General features: G+C 58.5%; 28 protein-coding genes and 1 tRNA gene. 18 read left to right on the forward strand and 11 right to left on the reverse strand.

What is annotated here, in order from left to right; all coding sequences use genetic code 11:
* Window positions 1–3: 3 nt before the first annotated feature.
* From ACFZPT_RS23995 to ACFZPT_RS24075, 17 genes are read left to right on the forward strand one after another with little or no spacing between them, the layout of a single operon-like run.
* The gene (locus ACFZPT_RS23995; protein ID WP_379555848.1) at window positions 4–453 is read left to right on the forward strand and encodes a phage protein; all 450 of its coding nucleotides are present in this window, start codon (window positions 4–6) and stop codon (window positions 451–453) included.
* Complete coding sequence (locus ACFZPT_RS24000; RefSeq protein ID WP_003235240.1) at window positions 453–671, forward strand: TraR/DksA family transcriptional regulator; 219 nt, start codon at window positions 453–455, stop codon at window positions 669–671. Before ACFZPT_RS23995 ends, ACFZPT_RS24000 begins: the two co-directional genes overlap by 1 nt.
* Entirely contained in the window at window positions 668–874 is a 207-nt protein-coding gene (locus tag ACFZPT_RS24005; protein ID WP_063033543.1) for a hypothetical protein, read from the forward strand. The genes ACFZPT_RS24000 and ACFZPT_RS24005 overlap by 4 nt, the downstream gene beginning before the upstream one ends.
* Window positions 871–1,404 carry a lysozyme gene (locus tag ACFZPT_RS24010; protein ID WP_379555851.1) on the forward strand — a complete coding sequence of 178 codons (534 nt, stop codon included), beginning with the start codon at window positions 871–873 and terminating at the stop codon, window positions 1,402–1,404. Before ACFZPT_RS24005 ends, ACFZPT_RS24010 begins: the two co-directional genes overlap by 4 nt.
* The gene (locus tag ACFZPT_RS24015) at window positions 1,404–1,856 is read left to right on the forward strand and encodes a lysis system i-spanin subunit Rz (RefSeq protein ID WP_379555853.1); all 453 of its coding nucleotides are present in this window, start codon (window positions 1,404–1,406) and stop codon (window positions 1,854–1,856) included. The genes ACFZPT_RS24010 and ACFZPT_RS24015 overlap by 1 nt, the downstream gene beginning before the upstream one ends.
* Window positions 1,857–1,890: 34 nt before the next feature.
* Window positions 1,891–2,178 carry a putative phage tail assembly chaperone gene (locus tag ACFZPT_RS24020; protein WP_032895740.1) on the forward strand — a complete coding sequence of 96 codons (288 nt, stop codon included), beginning with the start codon at window positions 1,891–1,893 and terminating at the stop codon, window positions 2,176–2,178.
* Between the two features lie 23 nt (window positions 2,179–2,201).
* Entirely contained in the window at window positions 2,202–2,342 is a 141-nt protein-coding gene (locus ACFZPT_RS24025) for a DUF6890 family protein (protein WP_019360422.1), read from the forward strand.
* A 6-nt stretch (window positions 2,343–2,348) separates the two neighbouring features.
* Window positions 2,349–4,661 (forward strand): phage tail tape measure protein, encoded by a 2,313-nt coding sequence (locus ACFZPT_RS24030; RefSeq protein WP_379555855.1) that lies wholly within the window; start codon window positions 2,349–2,351, stop codon window positions 4,659–4,661.
* A complete protein-coding gene (locus ACFZPT_RS24035) occupies window positions 4,658–4,975 on the forward strand; it encodes a DUF2590 family protein (RefSeq protein WP_379555857.1) in 318 nt (105 codons plus the stop codon). The genes ACFZPT_RS24030 and ACFZPT_RS24035 overlap by 4 nt, the downstream gene beginning before the upstream one ends.
* Window positions 4,972–6,144 (forward strand): baseplate J/gp47 family protein, encoded by a 1,173-nt coding sequence (locus ACFZPT_RS24040; protein ID WP_379555859.1) that lies wholly within the window; start codon window positions 4,972–4,974, stop codon window positions 6,142–6,144. The genes ACFZPT_RS24035 and ACFZPT_RS24040 overlap by 4 nt, the downstream gene beginning before the upstream one ends.
* A complete protein-coding gene (locus tag ACFZPT_RS24045; protein WP_379555861.1) occupies window positions 6,141–6,665 on the forward strand; it encodes a phage tail protein in 525 nt (174 codons plus the stop codon). The genes ACFZPT_RS24040 and ACFZPT_RS24045 overlap by 4 nt, the downstream gene beginning before the upstream one ends.
* A 9-nt stretch (window positions 6,666–6,674) precedes the next feature.
* Complete coding sequence (locus ACFZPT_RS24050; RefSeq protein ID WP_379555862.1) at window positions 6,675–9,254, forward strand: phage tail protein; 2,580 nt, start codon at window positions 6,675–6,677, stop codon at window positions 9,252–9,254.
* Between the two features lie 2 nt (window positions 9,255–9,256).
* Entirely contained in the window at window positions 9,257–9,895 is a 639-nt protein-coding gene (locus ACFZPT_RS24055; RefSeq protein ID WP_379555864.1) for a hypothetical protein, read from the forward strand.
* Window position 9,896: 1 nt separating this feature from the next.
* A complete protein-coding gene (locus ACFZPT_RS24060) occupies window positions 9,897–10,820 on the forward strand; it encodes a hypothetical protein (protein WP_379555880.1) in 924 nt (307 codons plus the stop codon).
* A complete protein-coding gene (locus tag ACFZPT_RS24065) occupies window positions 10,817–11,368 on the forward strand; it encodes a DNA-binding protein (RefSeq protein WP_379555865.1) in 552 nt (183 codons plus the stop codon). Before ACFZPT_RS24060 ends, ACFZPT_RS24065 begins: the two co-directional genes overlap by 4 nt.
* A complete protein-coding gene (locus ACFZPT_RS24070) occupies window positions 11,365–12,069 on the forward strand; it encodes a hypothetical protein (RefSeq protein WP_379555867.1) in 705 nt (234 codons plus the stop codon). Before ACFZPT_RS24065 ends, ACFZPT_RS24070 begins: the two co-directional genes overlap by 4 nt.
* The gene (locus ACFZPT_RS24075) at window positions 12,042–13,013 is read left to right on the forward strand and encodes a hypothetical protein (RefSeq protein WP_379555869.1); all 972 of its coding nucleotides are present in this window, start codon (window positions 12,042–12,044) and stop codon (window positions 13,011–13,013) included. Before ACFZPT_RS24070 ends, ACFZPT_RS24075 begins: the two co-directional genes overlap by 28 nt.
* 39 nt (window positions 13,014–13,052) lie before the next feature.
* Here ACFZPT_RS24075 and ACFZPT_RS24080 read toward each other — a convergent pair whose 3' ends face one another.
* The 11 genes from ACFZPT_RS24080 to ACFZPT_RS24130 form a co-directional block, all read right to left on the reverse strand.
* Window positions 13,053–14,045, reverse strand: coding sequence for a reverse transcriptase family protein (locus tag ACFZPT_RS24080; protein WP_379555870.1), 993 nt, complete (start codon window positions 14,043–14,045; stop codon window positions 13,053–13,055).
* Window positions 14,005–14,328 carry a helix-turn-helix domain-containing protein gene (locus ACFZPT_RS24085; protein ID WP_379555871.1) on the reverse strand — a complete coding sequence of 108 codons (324 nt, stop codon included), beginning with the start codon at window positions 14,326–14,328 and terminating at the stop codon, window positions 14,005–14,007. The genes ACFZPT_RS24080 and ACFZPT_RS24085 overlap by 41 nt, the downstream gene beginning before the upstream one ends.
* Window positions 14,329–14,370: 42 nt before the next feature.
* A complete protein-coding gene (locus tag ACFZPT_RS24090) occupies window positions 14,371–14,553 on the reverse strand; it encodes a hypothetical protein (protein WP_379555872.1) in 183 nt (60 codons plus the stop codon).
* A gap of 145 nt (window positions 14,554–14,698) precedes the next feature.
* Window positions 14,699–15,154 carry a hypothetical protein gene (locus ACFZPT_RS24095; protein WP_379555873.1) on the reverse strand — a complete coding sequence of 152 codons (456 nt, stop codon included), beginning with the start codon at window positions 15,152–15,154 and terminating at the stop codon, window positions 14,699–14,701.
* A 122-nt stretch (window positions 15,155–15,276) separates the two neighbouring features.
* On the reverse strand, window positions 15,277–15,636 hold the full coding sequence (locus ACFZPT_RS24100) for a hypothetical protein (RefSeq protein ID WP_379555874.1): 360 nt from the start codon (window positions 15,634–15,636) through the stop codon (window positions 15,277–15,279).
* Window positions 15,637–16,199: 563 nt separating this feature from the next.
* Window positions 16,200–16,661, reverse strand: a complete 462-nt coding sequence (locus tag ACFZPT_RS24105; RefSeq protein WP_379555875.1) for a hypothetical protein — start codon at window positions 16,659–16,661, stop codon at window positions 16,200–16,202.
* Complete coding sequence (locus tag ACFZPT_RS24110; protein ID WP_379555876.1) at window positions 16,658–17,167, reverse strand: hypothetical protein; 510 nt, start codon at window positions 17,165–17,167, stop codon at window positions 16,658–16,660. Before ACFZPT_RS24110 ends, ACFZPT_RS24105 begins: the two co-directional genes overlap by 4 nt.
* A 132-nt stretch (window positions 17,168–17,299) precedes the next feature.
* Window positions 17,300–17,375, reverse strand: a tRNA-Thr gene (locus ACFZPT_RS24115).
* Window positions 17,376–17,496: 121 nt separating this feature from the next.
* Window positions 17,497–18,837 carry an HlyD family type I secretion periplasmic adaptor subunit gene (locus tag ACFZPT_RS24120; protein ID WP_099312063.1) on the reverse strand — a complete coding sequence of 447 codons (1,341 nt, stop codon included), beginning with the start codon at window positions 18,835–18,837 and terminating at the stop codon, window positions 17,497–17,499.
* A gap of 25 nt (window positions 18,838–18,862) precedes the next feature.
* Window positions 18,863–21,016 (reverse strand): type I secretion system permease/ATPase, encoded by a 2,154-nt coding sequence (locus ACFZPT_RS24125; protein WP_034095405.1) that lies wholly within the window; start codon window positions 21,014–21,016, stop codon window positions 18,863–18,865.
* A 46-nt stretch (window positions 21,017–21,062) separates the two neighbouring features.
* Window positions 21,063–22,415 carry a TolC family outer membrane protein gene (locus tag ACFZPT_RS24130; protein WP_034111347.1) on the reverse strand — a complete coding sequence of 451 codons (1,353 nt, stop codon included), beginning with the start codon at window positions 22,413–22,415 and terminating at the stop codon, window positions 21,063–21,065.
* A gap of 345 nt (window positions 22,416–22,760) precedes the next feature.
* On the opposite strand from ACFZPT_RS24130, the gene ACFZPT_RS24135 reads away from it, so the two are divergent.
* Window positions 22,761–24,928, forward strand: a 2,168-nt coding sequence (locus ACFZPT_RS24135; RefSeq protein ID WP_379555877.1) for a retention module-containing protein, incomplete at its 3' end; no start/stop codon positions are given.

Genomic DNA, 24,928 nt, shown 5'->3' on the forward strand with positions numbered 1-24,928 from the left:
CTCATGTCACGTATTGGCGGCAAAAACTTCGACGTGAACCTGGGCGATCTGCAGGTCCACGTCGAAAGCTGCACCCTGGATATCACCGACAACAGCAAGACCGCACAAACCCGGGGCGTGCCTGACGGCTACGTCGACGGCGATGTGGCAGCGGCCGGCGAACTGGAGCTGGATTCCACCAACTTCAACCTGCTGATCGAAGCGGCGCGCACTGCCGGCAGTTTTCGCAAGCTCGATGCCTTCGACACGGTGTTTTTTGCCAAGGCAGGCGACGACGAGCTGCGGATTGAGGCCTTCGGTTGCAAGTTGAAGGTATCCAGCCTGCTGAGCATCGATCCCAAAGGTGGCGAGAAGACCAAGCACAAGGTGCCGTTCGAGGTCACCAGCCCGGACTTTATCCGTATCAACGGCGTGCCGTATCTGGATGCCACCGAGATCGAGGGCATTAGCTGATGGTCTGCCCGTTCGATCGCGCCCAAGCCCTGGAACAACGTCAGCGGGACCAGGCTATCAACGCCCAGTTGGCCCAGGCCCGGCGTGAGTCAGCGGGCCCAAGCCTTACTCACTGCCAGGACTGCGACAACGAGATTCCTGCAGCGCGCCAGGCGCTCGGCGGCAAGACCCGCTGTGTCCCGTGCCAGTCCTTTTTCGAAAAAGGGGTGCAGCGATGAGCACGAATCAGGCTGCCCAGGACACCGCCATTGCACTGGCGAAGGCGTCACCTGCGATCGGTGTAGCGGCAACTGGAGCGACAGGGGCCGTCGACTGGTCGGCTGTCGCCTACATGCTGACTGCCGTTTACATGGTGCTACAGATCCTGCTGTTGGTTCCCAAATATCGCCAAATGCTGCGCGACTGGAAGGTGAAACCATGAGCCTGCGCGCCAAGATCGCCACCGGCGCCATTGCGCTCTGCAGCTCCACGCTGGTGCTGTTCCTGGGCACCTGGGAAGGCAACGGCCAGAACACCGTCTACCCCGACAAGCTGGCCGGAGGCCTGCCCACCGTGTGCAAGGGCATCACCCGCCACACCAGCCCGTATCCGGTGGTTGTGGGTGATTACTGGTCGGACGATCGCTGCAACGAGGTGGAGCAGTTGGTGATCAGCAGAGGCCAACTGCAGTTGGCAGATTGCATCACTAATCAGGACGTGGGCCAGAACACATTCGACGCCCTGAGCAGCCATGGCCACAACTTCGGCACGGCCAGCACGTGCGCCAGTCGCGCAGTGGGCCTGATCAATGCCGGCCGCATCAAAGACGGCTGCCAGGCGCTGGCCTGGGCGCCTGACGGTAGGACGCCTGTGTGGGCCTTCGTCACCACCGCGCAGGGCAAGAAGGTGTTTATCCCAGGGCTGCACGCTCGCCGCCTGGCAGAAGCCGCCTTGTGTGAGGCGGGCTTGTGATGCGCGAAGGCATTTTCATCCTGGTGGTGTGCCTGGTGGCCTGGTTCGGCTTCGACCTGTTGGAAGGCCAGCGCGACACCGCGCGTAGCGAGCGTGACGCCGCGCTGTTCGAAGCCAGCGGCCTGCGCGAAGCGGCGCGTATCAGCGGGGAAATGCTGGCCGAACGTGACGCCATAGACCTTCAACGAACCCAGGAACTCAACGATGAACGCATCGAAAACGACGGCTTACGCCGCGCTGTTGACGCTGGCCTTAACCGGTTGCGCCTCAACGCCACCTGCAGCGTCCCAGCCCCCCCAGCGGCCGGCGCCGGCGGCGTGGCTAATGCAGGCACCGCCGAACTCACAGCAGACGCTCGACAGGATTATTTCACCCTCAGAGATCAGCTTGCCCTTAGTCGGCAAATGATCCTGGGCCTGCAGGACCACGTGCGCCGGGTTTGTCTGCGCTGATTCACCACTTTTTAAACATGAACGGAGCAACACCATGACCGATACACGCGATATCACCCTGGAAGTCGGCGACAAAGAATTCACCTTCGCCCTGACCCCGCAGGACGTGACCAAGTACTTCAACGCAGTGACCCAGACCAACAAGGTCTCGCCGGCCAACAACCTGCTGGTGACCACCGTTAAGCAGGAACAGCGCGCCACCCTCAAGGCCCAGCTGGGCAACCCGGTGCTGGTCATGCAGCTGGCCGGTGCGCTCCTCGAGGAGTACGGCCCGGACGTTGAAATCACCGTAAAAAAGCCCTCGACCACGCCGAACGACTGACCGAAAGCGGCCTTGGCCAACTAGTGGCCCTGGCCGGTCGCTGGCTACCTGGTGCCGAGCCCACCGCCGAGGTGATGGGGACGGCCAAGTGGCTGGAGGATGAGCACTGGCGCCGGATGGAAATCGCCATTGCCAACGGCATCGCCTACGCACTCAACGGATAAACACTGATGGCTGACAAAAGCGCCCGCCTGGCCTTCATTTTGAGCCTGACCGACAAGGTCACCGCCCCGCTGGGCAAGGTCAAAATGGGCTTTTCTGACCTTGCCGAGCAGGGCCAGAAGAACATCACTCAAATGGGCCTTGGCCTGGCTGGGATGGTGGGTGCCGGCGTGGCCATCACCCAATCGCTGGAACCGGCCCTGGAGATGAACCGTGCCTTGGGTGAAGTGCGCTCGCTGGGCGTGGCCGAAGACGCGCTGAATGCGCTGAATCGCAAGTCCCTGGAGTTTTCCGTCGCGTACGGGGAGAACGCCCGGGATTTTGTTGCCTCGGCGTATCAGATTGAAGGAGCAATTAAGGGGTTGACTGGCAATCAGTTGGCCACCTTCACCAATGCCAGCGATGTGCTTGCCAAGGCCACTAAGGCCGATGCCAATACCATGGGCACGTATGTCGGCACGATGTACAACCTGTTCAAAGGCCAAGCCGACGCAATGGGGAAGGGGCAGTGGGTTGAAACCCTGGCTGGCCAAACCGCCACGGCGGTGCAACTGTTTCGCACCAGCGGCGAGCAGATCGGCGAAGCCTTCAAAGCTGCCGGCGGCCTGGCCAGTACCGCCGGCGTCAGCCTGGCCGAGCAGATGGCCGTGCTGGGCGCACTTGGCAGCACCATGGACGGCGGGGAGGCCGGCGGCCTCTACAAGTCGTTTTTTGAAAACGTCAGCGGTGCATCGGAAAAGCTCGGCATGTCCTTTGTCGACCAGCAGGGCAAGTTACTGCCGATGATGGACATCCTGGACAAGCTCAAAGGCAAATTCGGCGACCTGACCATTGAGGCCAATGGCAAGAAGCTACGTGATGCCTTCGGCGGCGAAGCGGCGCGCCTGATCACCACGCTGATGGGCGACACGGAACGCCTGAAGAACGGCATGGAGCAGCTGGGCAATGTGCGCGGGCTGGAGAACGCCGAGCGCATGGCCAAGGCTATGGTGGACCCGTGGCAACAGTTCGGCGCCGCTGTGGAGGCCCTGCGTGTTGCCTTTGGCCAGTCACTGATCCCGATCCTGGCGCCGCTGATGGATCGCCTGGTGGGCATTGCCAGCACACTGACCCGCTGGACCCAGCTGTTCCCCAATATCACCCGCGTGATCGGCATCGCCACGTTGGTAGTCTTTGGGATCATCGCGGCTATGTCGTTGCTGACATTGACCGTAGGCATATCGAAAATGGTCTGGCTGGGCCTGGTCACTGTCTGGAAAGTACTGACCCTGGCGGGTCTGCGCAGCATCGCCATGTTCCTGTACCACACCGTTATGGTGATCGGGTTCGTGGCCGGCCTGGTGCTGATGGTCGCCTGGATGGGCCTGGTTAAAGGCGCAATGCTGCTGTGGCAGGGCGCGATCTGGCTGGTCAACACCGCGCTGCTGGCCAACCCGGTGACCTGGGTTGTGATCGGCATTGTCGCCCTAGTCGCTGCCGTGGCGGCAGCGATCATCTACTGGGACGAATGGACCAGCGCACTACTCAACAGCGAGGCGTTCCAGTGGGTCAGCGGGCAACTGACCGCGTTGTCTGACTGGTTTGATTCGATGGGCGGCTGGTCAGCCATGGCAAGCGCGGCTTGGGACGGCATCGTCAGCATCTTCAAAAGCGCTATCAACGGCTTGATCGAGATGTTGAACAAGATCCCGGGCGTGCAGATCGATGCTGCATTTGGCGACATGCCGGCCGCGCCGGACCTGCCGGCGATCAGCGCACCCCAGGTCGAGGCGCCGTTGCTGCCGCAGCTGGTGAGCGTGCCGCAGCAGCCGATCCAGGCGCCGCCCCTGGTGCTGGCTGCTACTCCCCCGGCAGCGGCGCCGGCAATGCCAGCCCTTAACGCTCTGCAGCCCCGCACTCAAGCGCCGGCTCTGGTGCTGGCACCTGCGCCGAAAACCCCGGCGCCGATCGCCCAGCCACTGACCGCTCCCGAAGCCCCGCGTACGGCGCCGGCCCTGGTGGCAGCGCCGCCATTAAAAACGCCGGCGCTGATCGGGCCGCAACTACAAGGTCCGCAGCCAACGCAACCGCCGGCTTTGGTCACAGCGTCCAAGCCGACCGAGAAGGCCGAGCAGAGCCAGCAACGGATCAACAATGCCGTGACCAGCCTGTCGCCGAAACGGCCGGACGCTGTGCCCCGGGGCGGCTTGTTGGCCAGCATCCAGAACAACAACCAAACCCAAAACAAGGGCACCCACGTGGAGAACGTCAACATTCATACCGGCAAACCGATGAACCCGCTGGAGCTGGAAGGCATGTTGGCCATGGCGGTGGGCGGATGAGCGAATACATCGACCTACTGATCATCGACAACGACCTGTCGCTGGACCCGTCACGTCAGCCGCTTCTGATCGAGGACCGGGCCAGTATTGCCCAGGACATCGCGCACATGATCCGCGAGAGCGGATTGCTGGTCACTCTGGTGGCCGAGCGCAGCAAGCTGCGTCAGCGCGACTGCATACAGCAACTGGAACTGCTGGTGGAGTCCGACGAGCGCCTAGTACCGGGCACGGCCCTGATTAAACAAGTGGAATCTGGCCAGTACCTGGTCACGGCGAAAACGCTGAAATTCGGCGAGATCGAGGTGACCCTGTGAGCGACGTAGATTTCAAGCAGGCTCTGGCTGACGGGGGCATTCCGGTCACCGAGGAAGGCCTGCGCCAGGCGTGGGAAAAGGAAGTCGCGGCCCAGGGCAGCAAGATGAGCAACACCAGCGCTTATTCGCCATTCTGGCGGGTGATCACCGCCTTGGTGACTAAGCCTGTGCTGTGGCTGATCAACTTCGTCAGCGGCACGATCCTGCCGAACTTCTTTGTCAAAACCGCACGCGACAACTGGCTGGATATGTTGGCCTGGGCGGTCAACGTTGAACGCAAGGGGGCGACCAAGGCCAAGGGCGTGCTGTTGTTTACCCGCGATGTACCAGGTGGCGCGCTGGAACTGCCCGCCGGTGTGCGCGTGCAGTCGGCAGCGATCAACGGACATATCTACCAGTTGATCACTACCCAGGCCGTGACCTTTGCGGACGGCGTGCTGCAGCTGGAAGTCCCGGTAGAAGCCGAGGATGTGGGCAGCGGTTACAACCTGGCCCCTGGTTACTACGCAATCATGCCGGTGCCCATCGCCGGCATCGTCCAGGTGGTGAACGCGGACGGCTGGCTGATTGCACCAGGTGCAGATCCTGAGCCGGACGAACAACTGCGTTTGCGCGTGCGCAACCAGTTCTCGGCGGTCAACCAGTGGCACACCGACTCGGTGTACCGCGCCATGATTTCCGCTTTCCCCGGCGTTCGGCCGGATGGCGTGTATTTCCTGCACGGCGCGCCGCGTGGCCCGGGCAGCGCCAATGCCTACGTGCTGTTCGATGCGGACGTTCCGGCGGCGACTTACCTGGAGCAAATCAACGCGCATATCCGCGACCAGGGCAACCATGGCCACGGTGATGATCTGCTGGTGATGGTCATGCCAGAAACCCAGCACGCGCTGAGCCTGACCCTATGGCCAAGGCCGCTGCTGACTATTGAGCAGCGCATCAAGCTGCAGGCGGACGTCGAGCAGTTCATTCGTGCTGCTTTTCGCGAGAGCGGCACCGGTGACTATCAGCCGACGCTGACTTATCCCCAGTCGCGGTTTTCATTCAGCCGCCTGGGGGAAGAACTCCACCAGCAGTTCCCCGGCATTGAGTCGCTGCATTTTGACAATGCCGACATCGTGTCAGAGCTGAGCATTCCCAGGATCAAAACCCTGCAGGTCGTGCCGGCATGATCAAGCTCAATTTGCCGTTTTGGCTCGATGGCCCGCAGTTGGCCAAGCTGAAAGCCGCCGCCCAGTCCTGGTGGGAGAAAGTCGAAGGCTGGCTGCAATGGCCGCTGCTGCAGATGGATGCCGACACCTGCCATATGACCATTTTGGATCTGCTGGCCTGGCAGCGCGATATCAGCCGTTTCAAGGATGAGCCGGAAAGCCTGTACCGCCTGCGCGTCAAGTTCGCCTTTATCAACTCCGTCGACGCCGGCAGCACGGCGGGGCTCAAACGCATCCTGCAGCGCCTGGGCGTGGGCTACGTGGAGATCGACGAGCGTATGCCTGAGCGGGACTGGGACGTGGTGATGCTGCGCCTTTCTGACTCCCAGCTGTCGCAGAACCCGGAGCTGTTGCGCGTGCTGATTCAGCAGTACGGCCGCACCTGCCGGCGTTATGACTTCGTGACCATCACACCCGTATCGCTGCGCATCGTCGCGGCTGACTTTAACGACGATCAGCAAACGCTGATTGCCAGCCTGTAGGAGCCTCTCGTGGGAGCCAGTATCACCCTTGCAGGTGAAAGCCTGATCGCCCAAAAACTCGGCGCGCAACAACGCCTCGAAGTTGTGCGTTTTGTCTTTGCGAACGTGCCTGGGCTGAACCCGAACAGCCCCGTCAATCGCGCCGCGTCGAAGCCGCCGGCAGCGCAGATCGTCCACACCTACACAATCCCGCCGCAGAATATCGGTTTCGTGAACCCCAACCAGGTGGTCTACAGCTCGATGCTGGGCAGCGATATCGGAGACTTTGACTGGAACTGGATCGGCCTGGAAACCGCTGAGAACGTCCTGCTGGCCGTGGCTTATGTGCCGGTACAGCAGAAGCGTAAGAATATTCCGCCGCAGCAGATCGGCAACAACGTCACCCGCAACATTCTGGTGGTGTTCGACGGCGCCCAAGCGCTGACCGGCATCACGATTGATGCCAGCACCTGGCAGCACGACTTTACCGTGCGACTGAAGGGGATCGACGAGCGCGAGCGCCTGAGCAACCGCGACGTGTTTGGTCGAGCTTGCTTCTACCGCAACGGCCTGCAGGTGGAGAAAGTCGCGACCGGATATCAGCTCAAACCTGGCCTGGCCTACATCGAAGGCATCCGCGTCGAGCTGGCCAGCGCCTTGCCGATCGCGCCGCCCGTGCTGCCAGCATTGGTGTGGCTGCATGTATCCCTACGCCGTGAACTCAACGACGTGCTGGCCAGCTGGACGGTGGTGTTTAACCCCAACCAAGTCGACTACCTGGACGCTGACGGCTCCTGGCACTACTGCATACCTTTGGCGCACCTGGTGAGTGCGAACCAGATCAACGACCTGCGAGTGGTCGCGCCTATTGATGGCCCGCTGGTGGATCACTTCGCCGCTAAGGTGGGTCATTACCCTGAATTACGGTCTGGCTCTGCCACGCGGCTGGCCAATCCCCGCGCTATCAATGGTGTAGCTTTTGACGGTACCCAGGACATCACGGTGCAGGACGCCACCAAGCTACCGTTGACCGGCGGCACGATGATCGGTGATGTGGTCTATGCGGCTGGCAACTACTTTGGCAGCCCTTGGGCGCGTGGGATGACGTTTACGTCCGGCGGCAACATCGTGGGCAGTATCGGCGGTTACGGCTCGTCTACCGGCTTTAAAACCCTGTTCATGGGCTTGGGCTCCGATGGTTACATCTACGGCAACGGCGTGCGTGTTTCTGACGCTGGTGTGGCGATTACCGGGAAATTGTCTGGCGACGGTGGGGGACTGGTGAATCTCAACGCTAGCGCGCTCACTGCTGGCACGGTGCCCCGTATGAATTTGTCCGGCACCTATGACATCCAGATCACTGGCAATGCGGGTACCGCCACCCGTCTGGAGACGGCGCGTCTGATCAACGGGGTAGCGTTCGACGGTTCTCAAAACATCGGCATTGTGGATGATTCCAAGCTGCCGCTTGCCGGAGGGATGATGACCGGCAGCGTGCGATTCAATACGCCGACGATTGGTGGTTCGTTTGTCAGCTGGCAGGAGCGTCAAACGGCTATCCAGATTGACTGCGCGTTGAACGGCGCGGCTTATTCCGTCTGGAAGGGCACCAACTGGAGCGAGCGCCATTTAGCTGCCATGGAGGTTTACGCCGGTGGTACTGCAACCTCACTTCCATCTGTGGTCATGCATGTGGGTGGCACCGTCGCGGCATTCACCCTTGACGGCGCTGGGCACCTGAGCGTCAAAGGCTCGTATTTTGGCGATGGCGGGCAGTTAACAGGCTTGAATGCCAACGCGCTGACGCTTGGTACGCTGCCCAAGGCCCGTTTGAGCGGCACCTACGACGTTGCTGTGTCGGGTAATTCCGCCACTGCGACCAAGCTGGCCACCCCTCGGCTGATCAATGGCGTAGCGTTCGATGGCACCGCCAATATCGCGATCGCGGACAACTCGAAACTGCCTCTTAGCGGCGGAAATCTGACTGGAACGGCGCGGTTTGACTTCCGCGCCATGGCAGGCGCGTTTGTTGACTGGCGATCGCGATTCCCTGCGGTTCAGGTCGACTGCCCTGACAACGGCAATGCTTACTTGATGTGGAAGGCAACCAACTGGGCAGAACGTCATCTGGCGTCCATGGAGGTTTACGCTGGCGGCGGGTCCGCCACTCCGGCGAGTATCGTGATGCACGTCGGCGGTAGCAACAACGCTCTGACACTTAGTGAAGGCGGCAACCTGCGCGTGACCGGTAGCTATAGCGGCGATGCGAGCGGATTGACCAACCTGCCACAAGCGACTCCCGATGTGCCCGGCGCCGTGTTGAAAAACACCGCGTCACTAAGCCCTAACGGGTGGTGGAAGTGCGCTCAAACCGGCCTTATTCGGCAGTGGGGGTTCACTTTGGGTGCATCCGACAACGTGACCCATCGTAGCTTCCCGATCGCCTTTCCCAATCGCTGTGTGTCGCTGGTCGCAAGCCGGACCAGCCTTTTCTATTCCGACGTCGCCACCGGCACCAACACCTTGATCGTCAGTAATGCCCAGTTTTCGGTCATTTCTGGCCCCTTCAATTCGCCTGATGAAATCTACTGGGAGGCCACTGGGTACTAATCATGAGCATCTTTTTTCACGAAAAAACCGCAGGTTTTTACGATACCCGCGCTCACGGTGAGCGCACCATTCTGGTGGCTGACCCGAAGTGGAAGCACCCTATGATAAGCATTCCAGATCCCAACTGGATGGCGGTGGAGGGCCCATTGCTCAAACCGCCGATGATCAGGGTCAAAGATCCCAAGGCCGCGCCGCCATTGATTGAGATCCCCAACCCTGATTGCAGCTTGCCGCCGGCCAGCGAGATGTTGGAAATTTCCCTGGGCGAATACCAGGCGCTGTTCGCAGCGCAGGCCCTGGGGAAAGTTATTCAGCCAGTGAAGGGCCGCCCCGTGGCGGTCGATCCGCCGCCGTTGACCTGGGAACAACGCAAAACCGAGTATGTGGCCGCTGTGCAGGCGTTTCTCGATAGGGCCGCAAAAGCTGCCGGGTACAACGACCTCAAGGACGTGATCACCTACGCGGATGAACCCTCGGTACCGAAGTTTCAGGCCGACGGTATAGCGTTTCGCACCTGGCGTTCGCTGTGCTGGGCGTATTGCTACGACCAGTTGGGGGCCATCGAACAGGGCAAGCGTAAGACCCCGACCAGCGCCGAGCTGGTGACCGAGCTGCCTGCCTTGGTGCTGCCAAATGCCTGACATGACCTGGTCGCCAGTGACCATGCGCTGGCCTGCGCAAGCCACTGAATGGATGGGCCAGCTGACGGCCGCCCAGGGCTTGGCCAGCGCCGAGCTTGTCAGCACGGCCAAACGCCTGGCGGACCTCAACGGCAAAACCTCTACCAGCCCGGGGCCGGTGGGTGATGCCGCCCAGGGCGCGATCGCTGCAGGCCGTGCGGCACTCGCTAATCAGATGGGCGAGGCCCCAGCATGTCTGGTGGTGACACCATTCCAAAGTGGTGTCGGCCAGGGCCGCGGATACCAGCGTTTCCTGTCTGCGCCTAACTTGCTGCAGCAGCTGGCCGGCAAACTGGTGGACGTGAGCGACACCGGCCGGCCCGATGGTCCCCAGTTCGCCCTGTGCCTGATGTTCCTGGCCACTCGCTTTGATCAGTTGGCCGCGAGCCTGGCGCGCTTCAATGCGCTGTTGCCGATGCCAGATCTGGTGCGAACCGAACGGCGCGCACGGCACCTGTCCAAGCTGGAGGCGGAAAAGTGGGAGATCCCCGCCGCCGGCGCCTTGCCGCGCTGGCAGGCACTGCCTCTGGAGCGCTGCACAGTAGTCAAAGCCGCGCAGCACTCTATGGCCGGCCAGCTCGCCGTCCTGGAGAGCTACGCCGCCGACAGTTCGCCCATGGTCGACCTGGCCGCCCTGGCCACCCGCAAGGCGACTCAACAACAGGGTCGTGACCAGCAGCTGGCCGACCTGAAAGACCTGCTGGCCGATGGCAACCCGGACAGCAGCATGCGTGTCCGCCTAATCGGCCCCGGCAACGCCACGGAGCTAAGCAAGGCGCTGTTGGCAGGTGACGCGCCGGGGCATGAATGGGTGTTGTGTGCCGGCGCGCTGTTGGTGGGATCTGAAAAGGGGCTGAGCTTCGTTCGTGAGTTGGTGGGCCTATGACGCTGTTACTTGACGGGCAAGAGGTACGCGGAAAGAACCTCAAGGTCACCAGCAATCTGCGCATTGAGAGCGATGACCTATCAGGCCAGACCAGCAATACCGACAAGGGCCACAAGGGTTTTAAGCCCAAGACTCTGACCGTCAGCCTGATGATTCCCTTCGTTGACCAGGTGCAATTGCGCGACCTGATGCGCCTGGTGGAAGCGACCGAAGGCGGTGGTCAGCTCAAGACCTACCGTATCGTTAATGACACCGCCGCCGCGTTCGGCATGCGTCAGGTGACGTTCACCGAAGGCGTCAGCGCCCGGGAAGACGACAATCTGCGCGCCTGGCTGATCCAGTTCACCCTGACTGAAAAACTGTCGAACCCTGAGAAAGTCGAGGGCCGGCGATCGGGCAACGCGGTCACCGCGCAGTCCGGCCCAGGCGGGGCAGTGGGTGGCAGCGGCGGTACCGGTGGCGATTCCAGCAGCGGGCCGGAGGAACTGACCGGCTTTGAAGCCACCCTGAAAAAGGTGGACGGCTGGCTGGGCGGGGCTAACACATGAAGCTGCACAAGGAATTGGCCATCAATGGCGTGCCTTATGTCCTGGTCAAAAACGAAGTTCGGTTGGACGCGAAAAGCCCTGGTCGGGCTACGTTTACCGTTCAAGCCAAAGCCCCGGTCAAGGGCTTGGTGACGCTGGATATCGGCTACAACGGAAACACGCTGCAGCGACACTTCATTGGCTACGTCGAGCGTTCCACCACGGCCAGCAGCGGCCAGCAGGTGCTGTTCTGTCGCGAGCTGGCCGCGATCTTGGCCAATCCGCTACCGCTGAACCTTCGTCACGTCGATCTGCGCGCCATCCTGGTCGAGATCAGCCAGCACACCGGGTTGCGCTTTCGCGTGCCGGACAAGCCGTATGCCGGGGTTAAGGCGCCGTTCTTCTACAGCCTGGCCGCTGGCTATCAAGCCATGGACAGCCTTGCCCGGGTTTTCAATATCCCGGATTTCATCTGGCAACAGCAGGGTGACGGAGAGGTGTTTGTGGGCAGTTGGGCCGACAGCTTCTTTGGCGTTCGACCGTCGCTGCAGCTACCGGTGGAACTGTTCGACGACTACCAGGGCAATCAAAGCGCGATGATTGCAGCCCTTCCCGGGTTGCGACCAAGTGCAACGATCAACAACGGCGAGCGCATCACTAGTGTGGCGCTCATCGACAACCAGATGGCCATCCGATGGACGACGCAATCCGCCGCAGCGTAGAACGACAATTTCCTGAACTCACCGGCGGCTATCACCTGCCACGCTTTGCCCGGGTTGTCGCCGTGGCCGACGCCCCGGCCGGCGCCGGGATCTGTGACGACTTCCGGCCTCGCTATGCGGTCGACGTCGAAGTCATGGGGCCTGACGGCGAGCCAGACACCAAGCTGCCGATCCTGGCTGGCGTGCCCCTGCCGCTGCCCACCGGTGGCGAAGAGATGGGCTTTTATGCCTTCCCGGAAGAGGGCACCCAGGTTGTGGTGTGCTTTGCCTATGGATTGCCGCATAAGCCCTATATCCAAACCATTCTGCCCCACGGCCTGAGCATGCCCAGCGTGCCGAAGGGTGACCAGGTGTGGCAGCACAGCGAAGCCTGTCAGCAGCGCGTCGATGCCGACGGCAATTGGCTGCGCCAGACGGACGGCAAGATCCGGGACAAGGCGATCGAGTGGGAAGTAGAGGCGATGGTAAATAAGGAGACGTTCCAGAACCACACCAGAACGGTGGACGACCACTCCACCGAATCAGTGGGTGGCATCAAAACCATCGAGGCGCTGGGCGCGCTCAAATTGCTGTCGGGCGGCTCTGCGAACCTGGCGGCGGTGGGTGATTTGCATCAAGCGACGGGGCGCGACTTGAACTTGGTGGTGGGACAAAAGCACAACACCGCGGTGGGCGGGAATATGCAGGAAAGGATCGAGGGACTGCGTGAGAGTGTTGCGGTGGTCAGTCAGCGGCTGGTGGCGCCTAAAACGTGGTTGGGGTCCGAAGAGGTCAACATGCTGCAGGTGCTGTGTGACCTGCTCGACTTAGTCCAGCAGATGAACGCACAAATTGCCAGCCATACTCATGGACCGACGCCAGTACCAAACAACGCGACAGAATATACGTTCAACTCGATTTCCGCCGGAGAAATGTTAAGAAAGGCGCTGAGTGCTACCTTGTAGTCTTGTTGCTGTTCTAGAGCTTAGAAAAGAACAAGAAGCTTACAGTTGATCGGGATAGTTGAAGAGTTTTAAAGATTTATTAGCTTCTATTGCCATGTTGTAAAATTTAGGATCTAGAGAGGACGCCTCATTCAAAATTCCGGCCAGTTTGGCCAGAAGTTCACGATCGGTGTAGCCGCACTTATCATGCTTGCCCGCGAGCGCTTGAAGAATCCTTCTGACCGCAATAAAGCGACTGTTTGGAACCAGTATTTTCCGACCCAAGATGACAGTGCCGGTAACAATCTTCTTATGGTTCTCTTTGTAGATTCGGGTCTTTAGGCTGGATAGTCGGTAGCCAAATTTCTTAATAGTACTTACTACTTCATGTTCTAAGGTGCTGGGTATTTTCTCGCCCGAAAATGTCATATCATCGACGTAGCATGTAAAGAAAAGCTTGTGAGAGTTAGCTATTTTGTTTAATTGATCAAACATAGGTTTTGCCGCCAGTAGAGCTAGCATAGGGCTAAGCGGGCTACCTGTTGGAACACTGCCATGGAGTGTGGTCAATCTGGTGAGAATTGAGGCAACATCTCCGGCACATTTCAATTCTTGTGTGTAAAAATTCTGTACTAGATATGATTTTGTAGAGGAATAAAAACTCTTAAGGTCAAAGGTAGCTATCTCACGGGAGCTTTCGTGAACCAACGCGTTCGATCTATAAGATTTTTTCTTGATGCTTGCGTGCGCGTATTCTGGAGGAGTGACTTTTTGTAATAGTTTTAGAATTCGCTCATGAATGCTTCGGAGCTCTTCCTTTGGTGCTTGAACCGCACGACTTTTAGTAACTTTGTTAGAGAAAGGGTTTTTTTCTTCAGGGAGAGTGAACTCATTATAGTTTTTGTTTGAGTTCAGCAGCTTTTGAATGTCTGACGGAGTTTTTGCCAGCACTTTGCTAAGTTTTGCGGGGGACGTAACTTTATATAAGGCGCATTGTGTTATTGAGTAAAATTCAAAAGGCTTGCGCTTCTTTTTTACTATCGGTTGATTCATTTCTATTTTGATTCCATTCAAGTATAGATACGATTTTCCTAGCTAGTCCAAGCCTAATTTTTTCGCCAAGTTTATTGGAGTCTATGCTTTCAGAGAAGAACATAATGGAAGATAGTGGGATATCGAATTCGACACTATATTTTTCCAAAATATCTAAAGTAGGCTGCTTTTTGCCAGATTCAATCTCAGACAGGTAAGATTTAGAGATGCCCAGCCGGACTGCCATTTCTGACTGATTTACGTCATGAAAGGTTCTAATCAATCGAAGTGCTTTGTTAATCATAATGGTTCTCACGTTAGCGAGGTGACTACAGCGGGGGTAGACTTATTCTGAGTCAAATCCAAAAAAAGCTAGAATCGCTTTGCCATATTTGTCAAACATTGACTGCGCCTTAGAAAGCAAGTTCGCAACCCCAATCATGGTCCAAAAAATCTTGCGAAACGTCCACTTCTTTTTCTCTTTACAAGTCGCACACTGCTCTGCGGTTTTTTCTTCATACGGTTTCATGGTAAATCTCCTATCTAAGTTAAGACTCACGAAATTGTGAGCCCTCGCATTTAACTAGATAGACCGGATGAAACGGGTTGAGCAGTGTTCTTTCCCCCCTCTGGTGCGCACCGGCTTCGTTCTCGCAACGAAGCCGCTTATGTCCTCAAGTGTCGATCAGATCGGGATCCGAACTTCTTGGGCCAGGGGTTAGGAGTATTACCTCCCACAGTGCTTTCGCACTCACATCTACGAGGTGTATCACCGTCCGCAGATCAAAGGTCTCATGGGTGTTCGCTGGTGTCAAACTTTTTTCGCTGTCAGCGAACACATTTATGAATGAAAGACGGCTTTCCAAGAAAAAAAGCTTCGGAAAAGCACTTATCCCCCTCCCGCCGGCGGGGTTTGTGTCCTTTTTTTGTGCAAAGTCGGAAGTAGTGCAAACGAAGCTGCAGCCCAAGCGGGCCGTGGGGCTCTGCAGGCGATCGGCAATTTCACAGATTGCAAAGTTTTGAAGAGAATTGCAGCGCGGCTGCACAACAGTGCGATGGGGGACTTCAACAGATGAAAGCTGAAGTCCCCGGCCCATGTGGGCGAAAAAATGAAAAACACCGTAATTCATGGGTTTTCATTCTCGGATGGGCTCTTTTGAAAGCGCCTCGCTGATCAATGGTCGAAACGCGTTTCTGCTCTGGAGCCGCGGATACTGTGGGCTGCAGCCGATGCGCTCCATTACAGAGAGTTTCACAACGATTCGGAGGCGGCCAAGCGAAGGTGGGGTAGTTCATTCAGCTTCTGCAGGCGTGTGAATTCATTCTTTACGACTGGAATCAGCAGGCGTTCCAGCGCGTCACGCAACTTTGTTGCCTGCTCCTCGGTGAGCTTTTTAACCGAGCCAGTAACGCTGCTGGCGCAGAGGACGTTGGCGGGGAGGATGCCCAACATATCCATGGAACCGTCAATGTAGCCGCCGAGGTATTCCTTCCGTTTGAACAGTATCGAGCTTTCAGGGGCTTCCTGGTAATCCCAATGAACCTCCCAAGTCGAACTGTTCTTCTTTATTTCAATGATGGGCTCCGCTGCCTGGGATGCTGGCTTACGCATGCTTGCTTCCTTCGATCAGTGCGCGGCGCAGCATTCTGAGCGTTAGCTTGGAGGCGTCCGCATTAGTGTTTATGTAGGTTGACCCTCAAATCCCTGTCAGATCATGGATATCTGTCAGCGAGTGCCCTACAGGCCCCGTGTTTACTGGGGTTCAGCTCTGACAGCGGGGTTGGATGTATGTGTCAGTTCCTCCCCCAAAAATATAAAAACCTTATAAATCAATAACTTAAAAACAGAAAAACTGACACTACTATTTTGTCAGCTTCTGACAGGGCGCTGACAGCTTTCTGACACCGATGCAAAACGCTGAAAGGCTGGAAATACAAGGGTTAGAGAGTAGAAGAATATAAATCTGACAAATCTGACAGGTTTTTAAGGGGTCAACCTTAAATTTTTTTCGCTTCGCCATAGAGGCGTTTCATGACTCGCGTTTACTCAGCGAGGTTTCTAAAAATGCGGACTATTACCTACTAGGCTGTTTCCAACGGCGAGCACTAGACTCGGACAGTGCCCGCCTGCAGGCAGCAGTTTAATAAGTATCAGTCATGCTGCGGATCCAGCGCTCAAATTCCTAAAAGCCGATTTTGCGTGACGCTGTCTGCGCCTTCCAAACCACCCTGATAGGCCGGTGCTGGTGGAACCATCATGCCTGTGCCGCCGATCTCTATTAGCATCGGGCTGAGAGCACGGTTTTGAAAAAGAGTGTGATTTTTTCCCCAGTGCATATTGATAATGCGCAGGGGTATTGCTCCCTTAGGCTGCGAAACGGGGTTCGGTTCGATGGTTGTTGCGCCGGCGGCTGTGTATACGAAAATCCATTCACCTGACTGAACGATGCCTTGTCCGAACCATAACAGGTGGTCCTTTACGGGGATTGAGCCCCCTTCTGGTGTTGGAAAAGTCAAGATTAGACAATAGTCCGCTAGGTTGCAGGATTTGTGGACATAGATAGCTATTCGCTCTTCATTGGGGATTCCATGACACTGGACATCCACAATTTCAAGAGTCTCGATGCGTTTGATCATGAGTCTTTCCCCTTGCTCGGCAAGAAGCTAATCGCGAGAAGTACTAGGCCAAGGGCCGCCAACGGCAACCACAAATTTGAGCTGGATTTGTAGAGGTCGAGTGCGAAGGAGAAAGCGATAGGGCTGCAGAAGATCAAGAACTTTTCGATCCGGGAGCGGAGTAAAGCAGCACTTAGCCGTTCCTCCAGCCTTACGTTCGTCAACTTTTGCTCAACCAGATCTGCGTTAATTTTGAATAGTTGAGTCTGAACCGCCGCAACCTGTTTCCTAGCTTGCTCTTTGTCATACTGGGCATCACTGATGATGGCGGCAATGACGGGGCTCAATTGCTGCCCACCGTAATGATCAGGACTGTCCTCGATCAATCGGATGAGCGTGCGTGGAAGGAAGTCGCCTTCCATCGGAGCGGGGGTAGGTTGAATGTCGTCTGGTGAGCCAGGCTGTTGTACGCCTGATACGCCACTGTTGCCTTTTCCAGGATCAGGTACAGCCGATAATTCCGTCATTGTTACCTCGTAAGGCACCCAGCTGGACTGACATATTAAGGCTTGCTCAAGGTTTATTACGTCTTGTTACGTGGCTTGTTACGTGCGACGGAAAAAACAAAGGCCTGCATCGCTGCAAGCCCTTGATTTGTATGGTGCCGGCACCAGGAGTCGAACCCGGGACCTACTGATTACAAGTCAGTTGCTCTACCAACTGAGCTATACCGGCGTGTTAGGGCGACGATTATAGCGATTGGCAAGGTTCTGTAAACCCCTGAAATCTGACTATTTTTGCGAAAACCCAAGTTTTTTCACATCGTCCTGCTTTTCTCTGTCCATTCAGCAAAAAATCACCGCTCGTGCAGTGCCTCTGCCCTGGATTTGATGATGGGTTTGAGCAGGTAGCTCAATATGCTTTTCTTGCCGGTGATGATGTCTACCGACGCCACCATGCCGGGGATGATCAGCAGGGGTTTTTCGTCGGTGCCTAGGTGGCTGCGGTCGGTGCGCAGTTTGATGACGTAGAAGGTGTTCTTCTTTTCTTCGTCCATCACGGTGTCGGCGCCGATTTGTTCGAGCTTGCCTTTGAGGCCGCCGTAGATGGTGTAGTCGTAGGCGGTGAATTTGATCATGGCTTCCTGGCCGGGGTGCAGGAAGGCGATGTCTTGCGGGCGGATCTTGGCTTCCACCAGCAGCGTGTCGTCCAGCGGTACCACTTCGGCGATGTCACTGCCGGGTTGGATCACGCCGCCGACGGTGTTGACCAGCATCTGCTTGACGATGCCGCGCACCGGGGAGGTGACCATGGTGCGGCTTACGCGGTCTTCCAGGCCTTTAGATGTGGCTTGGGCCTTGCTCAGGTTGGTGCGGGCTTCGTTCAACTGGGCCAGGGCTTCGCTGCGGAATTTACCCCGGGTTTCGTCGATTTTGCGCTGCACTTCGTTGATCGCGGCTTGGGCGCGCGGGATGGCCAGGGTGGTGCCGTCGAGCATACCTCGGGTTTCGACTTCGGAGCGCTTGAGGCGCAGCACTTCTACCGGCGATATCGCGCCTTGCTTCACCAGTGGTTCGGACATGCCGATCTCCTGGCGCAGCAGGCCCAGGCTATTACGGTATTGATCCTGTTTGGAGCTGAATTCACGCAGTTCCTGCTGACGTTGCAGCAGCTGTTGTTGCAGCCCGCCAATCTCATCTGCCAGTTGTTGGCGGCGGCTCTGATACAGCGACTCTTCGTTCGAAGCTTGGTTTGGCGCAGTCTTGCGTGCGTTGTCGGAGATGTTCAGCGGGCGGTTGTCGACTTCCGCGCTCAGACGCTCCACGCGCAGTTCCATGGCCACGCGGTCGGCTTCGGTTTCGCCGACGTTGGAGGCAAATCGCGTGTCGTCCAGGCGCACCAGCGGTGCCCCGGCGTCGACGATCTGGCCCTCATGCGCATAAATCTGCGCGACGATGCCGCCCTCCAGGTTCTGGATCTTCTGGATGCGCGAGGAGGGGATCGCTTTGCCTTCGCCCTTGGTCACTTCATCGATGATCGCGAAGTGCGCCCACAGCAGCAGGAACACGAAGAAGCCGATCACGCCCCAGATGGTCAGGCGTACGATGCGTGGCGCGTCGTCGACCAGGGCTTTTTCCACTTCGGGCAGTGGCTGGTTGTCGAGTGAGTCGGTGCCTTTGAAATAACCGAAGACCATCTTCTTTAAGCGGCGTAGACCGGAGTTAAGCGACACTGATCTGCCCCTTTTTCAGCGCTTCCATCACGGCCGCTTTGGGGCCGTCTGCGAGTATCTGGCCACGGTCGATCACCAGCAGGCGGTCGACCAGGCTCAGCAGCGAAGCACGGTGGGTGACGAGAATCACCGTCTTGTTTTCGATCACCGACTGCAAGCGCTGCTTTAGGCGCTCTTCGCCGGTGTTGTCCATGGCGCTGGTGGGTTCGTCCAGCAGCAGAATAGGCGGGTTGAGCAGCAGGGCGCGGGCCAGGGCCACGTTCTGGCGCTGACCGCCGGAGAGGTTTTGCCCGCGCTCGCCCACTTGCAGTTCGTACCCCTGCGGGTGGAGCCTGGCGAATTCATGCACGCCGGCCAGCTCTGCCGCTTGCAGCACCATCTCGTCGTCCACGTAGCGCGCACCGGACACCAGGTTGTCGCGCAAGGTGCCGGCCAGCAACTGGATGTCTTGGGCCACGTAACCGATGTTGTGGCGCAGCTCGCTGACGTCGATCTGGCGAATGTCCACGCCATCCACCAGCAGCGAACCCGAGTCTGGCTGATAGAGGCCCACCAGTAGTTTGGCCAGCGAGCTTTTGCCCGAGCCGCTACGGCCGATAATGCCGATTTTTTCGCCGGGGCGAACGTTCAGGTTGATGCCGCGTAGCGCCAGGTTCTGTTGGTTCGGGTAGGTGAAGTCGACCTCGCGGAAGGTCATCGCACCTTGCAGCGATTTGCGGCTGAGGGGGCGCTCTTCGAAGTTGCGTTCTTGCGGCAGCTCCATCATTTGGTCGACGGAGACCATCGTCACCTTGGCTTGCTGGTAGCGCGTCAGCAGGCCCGACAGTTGCGCCAGCGGGCCCAGTGCGCGGCCGCTGAGCATGTAGCACGCCACCAGGCCGCCCATGCTCAGGGTGCCATCAATGATCTGATACACGCCGAAGATGATCATCGCCACGCCCGCCACTTGCTGGATCAGCAGCGTGATGTTCATCGCCAGGCCGGACAGAACTTTCACCCGCAGTTCCAGGCGGCTGAGAGTGCCGATGGTTTGTTCCCACTGGTATTGACGCTCGCTCTCGGCGTTATTGACCTTAACCGCATCCAGCCCGGCGAGGGTTTCGATCAGGCTCGACTGGCGCTCGGCGCCCAGCGCCATGGTGCGCTCAAGTGTCGCAGTCAACGGCTTTTGCAGGAAGTGACCAATCCCCAAGGCCAGCGGGAACGCGACGATTGGAATCCACACCAAGTGGCCGCCCAGCAGCGCGATCACGCCGAGGATGATCAATGTAAAAGGCAGATCGATCAGGCTGGCCAGGGTCAGCGAGGTTAAAAAGTCGCGCATCCCCTGAAATTCGTGGATGTTTTGCGCATAACTGCCGACGCGTGCCGGGCGCATTTTCATCGACATGCCCACGATGCGCTCGAATAGCGTTGCGGAGATGATCAGGTCGGTTTTCTTGCCCGCAAGGTCCAGGCACAGGCTGCGCATGCTCTTGAGCAGCAGGTCGAACAGGTAGGCACCGCAAATGCCGACCGCCAGCACCCACAGGGTGGCGGTGGCCTGGTTGGGGACCACGCGGTCGTACACGTTCATCACAAACAGCGGCGCGGCCAGGGCGATCAGGTTGATCACCAGGCTGGCAGCGATAGCATCGGCGTAGAGCCAACGTGAGCGTTTGAGGGTGTCTTTGAACCAGGAGCGCGCGCGCGGGATAAGCGTGCCGCTGGTGACGTCAAATTTATGCTGCGGTTGGGCGAAGAACACCCGGCCGCTGTAATCTTGACTCAGCACTTCCCGCGTGACGTGAACCTCGCCGCCTTCACTTTCGCTGAGCAGCAAGCGGGCGGTATCACCGTCCCACCCCACGAGCACCGCACTGCGCCCTTCCTTCAACAGCAATAAGGCCGGCAATGCGATGGTCGGAATCTGCTCCAACTTGCGCTGCAGGAGCCGACCCTGCAAACCCGCCCGCGCGGCTGCGCGGGCGAGCAGGTCGGGGCTCAAGCGCTGGCCTGCCAAGGGCAGGCCAGTGGTCAGCATTGCCCGACTGGCGGGCTTGTAATGCAGGGAGCAGAGGGTCAGCAACCCGTCCAGCAAGGGGTCATCATGCTGACTGCGCGGGTCATGGTTGAGCGGCGCCACACTTATTTCAGAATCCAAGCTGACTCTCTCTTAATGCAGTTGAGCGGTCCAACTCCGTCAAGAATCAGTTCATCCCTGGCAGGTTCACCTTCGTTTTGACTTCGTTCTGCACAACTGATGCCAGCGGCGCAACCACGCCTTGGCTTTTGAGCAGTTGGCCCATATCGGCCTTGATACGGTATTGCGTATACAGCTGCAGGTTTTTGATCTGTGCCAGGCGTTGCGATGCCGTGAACAGTTCGTTCTCGCTGTCGAGCAGGTCGAGCAGTGTACGCTCACCCAGGCTGAACTGCTGCTGGTATGACGTGCGCACGCGGGTGCTGCGGTCTACGTATTCCTGAGCGATCGGCAATTGCGCCGTGGCGTTGTTGTAGGCGTTCCACGCCAGGCTCAGTTCCTGGTTCAGCTCACGCAGGGCGTTATTGCGGATATCCAGCGCTTGGGATGCCTGGGACGCCTTGGACTGCAGGTCTGCTTTGTTGCTGCCGCCGGAGTATAGGTTGAACTGCATGCGCAGCATGGCGGAGTAGCCATTGTCGTGACCTTCTTCGCCGCCGATATTGCTGTTGGCCGAGCGCTGCAGCTCAGCATCGAAGCGCGGATAGAACGTCGACTTGGCGGATTCGTATTGCTTTTCAGCCGCAGCGATGTCCGATTCGGCCGAGCGCAGTACCGGGCTGCTCTCAACCATCTGCCGGCGTGCTTCTTCCAGGCTGGCAGGCATCAAGGCGACAAAGCCTTGGGGCTTCTCCAGCTCGTCGGGTTCTTGACCGACGGCGCTCATGTAGTTGGCTTTGGCGTCATCGAGGTTGGTCTGTTCGGTCAGCAAGTTGTTGCGCGCTTGGGCCAGACGGGCTTCGGCCTGGTCCATGTCCGCCATTCTTCCGACGCCACGGCTGGTGCGCAATTTGATTTGGTCAAAAATGCGTTCGTGGCTTTTCAGGTTGTCTTCTGCCAACTGCACCATCTCGCGACGGGTGAGGACATCCAGATAAACCTGAGCCACCGTCAGCGCAGTGCGCTCGGTGGTATTGAGCAGGGCATAGCCGCGAGAGTTGGCGGTGGCCTGCTGGCGGCCGACTTCATTCTCGGTGCCGAAACCTTGGAACAAGTTTTGCTGGAGACGAATGCTCGACTCGCCGCGGTTAAGGGTTTTCCAATCATGGCTATTGCTGGCGGCGCGGGTCGAGGTGTTGTCGGAGCTTTCGCGACCATAACCGCCCAGCAAGTCGATTTTAGGCAGGTAGCCGCCCTGGGCCGCTCTGACCTGATAGTCGGCGGCGATGCGTGCGTTGACCGCAGCCTGGATTTCTGGGTGAACGTCGACAGCCTTTTGCATGGCTTCTTGAAGGGTTTGAGCCTGTACGAAGCTAGTCGCAAGAACAAATGGCACAGCGGTGAATAAGTGCAAACGCATTCTGATTCTTCCCCGGGGATTGGTTGCCTGAAAGCCGCAACAAACTTGAAATATTGCACTGGAGTGGCAACTCGAAATACCCGTTTTTACTGGGCGCCGCAGGGCGCAAACAGAAAGTCGTGAAGCCGCTTAAATATCAATGTGACATTACTGGGCGGATTGTTTAGGATGACGTCCAATAGGTCAATACCTTGACGGAAAAGTAATTTTTCTGGCGCGGCAACAAAATATTGACGCCATTATTTTTTTAAGCAATTGAGTACTCCAGCTTATTGAATCGGCACCACTGACAGGGCCGGTCTCCTGGGTGGATACCCCTGAACGGCAATACACGGAGAGTCTTTTATGAGCAGCGTTGCGGTCGTCAAAAGCATTGTCGGTCAAGTGTTCGCGGTATCCCCAGAAGGGATTCGTCGTCTGCTGGTAGAAGGCGACCGCTTGTTCGCAGGGGAGCAGATTGATACGGGCCCGGCCGGTGCCGTTTCGCTGGAACTGGCCGACGGCCGCGTGATCGATCTGGGCCGCGACACTCAGTGGAGCGCCAACGCACCTGACTCGACCACCGACCTCAGCGCCGCCACTGCTCAAGCAGCACCGTCCGTCGCCGAATTGCAGCAGGCCATCGCTGCCGGCGCCGACCCGACCCAAGACCTCGAAGCCACCGCCGCGGGCCCGACCGCAGCCGGTGCTGACGGCGCTGTCGGCGGCGGTCATAGCTTTGTTGTGCTTGAAGCGACGGCCGGCGTGGTCGACCCTACCATCGGTTATCCGACCAACGGTCTGAATGCGGCGGATGCGGTGGCAAACGCCCTGACCGGCGCGGACAACAACGGCGTCGACCCGCGCAACGTCACCATCACCCTGACCGCCACGCCTACCATCACCGAAGCCGGTGGTGTTGTGGTTTACACCGTATTCATCACGCAGGCCCCGACCAGCGACCTGACCGTCACCTTGTCCAACGGCCTCTCTGTTGTGGTCCCAGCCGGCCAGACCTCGGGCGCGCTGAACGTCACGTTCGCCGGTAATGACACCCCTTACCTGGACGCCTCGTCGATCTCCGCCACCATCGCCGGCACGTCCGGCGGCGGCAACCTGATCATCACCACCGATCCGACGCCGGCGGTCACTCAGATCAACGACACCATCGACACCACCACCGTTACGCTCACCGCGACGGCATCGGTGGATGAGGGTGGCAAGATCGTCTACACCGCCACCGTGACCAACGCGGCGCAGACCGACGTCGTGATCAAACTGTCCAACGACCAGACCATCACCATCGAAGCCGGTAAAACCACCGGTACGGTCAGTGTCGACACCCCGGCTAACCTGGCGGATGGTAAAGACCTGACGGTCAGCGCCACCATTACCAGCGCCACCGGCGGCAACTACGAAAACCTGGCGATCAATCCAGCACCGGCGACTTCCACCGTTGTTGCTGTGGATGATCCCAGTGTTCTGGTCGCCGATACCAACACGATCGTCGAAGATAACGTCGCCACCGGCAATGTGCTGAGCAACGACAGCGACATCGACAACGTGCTGAGCGTCGCCACCTTCAACGTGGGCGGCACCACCTTCGCGGCGGGCCAGACGGCTGTTATCGCAGGCGTGGGCAGTATCACGATTGGCGTCGACGGCGCGTATACGTTCACCCCGGTCAAGGATTACAGCGGCGAAGTGCCGCAGATCGGCTACACCACTAATACCGGTTCGAGCAGCACGCTGACGGTAACGATTACGCCGGTCAACGACGCGCCGGTGGCAGCGGTTGTTGAAGCTGGCGGGGCTGAAGATCCGGCCCAGGGCATTGCGGTCAAACTGAGTGCGACCGATGTGGATGGCGTGGAGAGCGTGAAATCGTTCACCGTCGGCACGCCTACCAACGGCACCTTCTACACCGACGCGGCGATGACCAAACCGGTGACCGGTTCCATTGATGCGGTCAGCGGCGAAGCGACGGTTTACTTCAAACCGAACGAAAACTTCCACGGCACCGCGGACTTCACCTACACCGCGACCGACAGCGGCAACGCTGACGGCAGCAACCCGCTGACTTCTGCGCCAGCCAACGGCACCATCATCGTGACTGCGGTCAACGACGCGCCAGAAGCTATCGCCACTAGTGCGACCGGTTCCGAAGATCCGGCTCAGGGCATTGAAGTCAAACTGTCGGCTACTGATATCGATGGCGTGGAGAACGTGAAATCGTTCACCGTCGGCACGCCAACCAATGGCACGTTCTACACCGACGCGGCCATGACCAAACCGGTGACCGGTTCCATTGATGCGGTCAACGGCGAAGCGACCGTTTACTTCAAGCCAAATGCGAACTTCAACGGCACTGCGGACTTCACCTACACCGCGACCGACAGCGGCAACGCTGACGGCAGCAACCCGCTGACTTCTGCGCCAGCCAACGGCACCATCATTGTGACTGCGGTCAACGACGCGCCGGTGGCTGCGGACACTAAGGCGAGCGGTGCTGAAGACCCAAGCGAGGGTATCGC

The sequence above is a fragment of the Pseudomonas sp. MD330_10 genome, from assembly GCF_042610415.1.
GTDB classification, from domain to species: domain Bacteria; phylum Pseudomonadota; class Gammaproteobacteria; order Pseudomonadales; family Pseudomonadaceae; genus Aquipseudomonas; species Aquipseudomonas rhodesiae.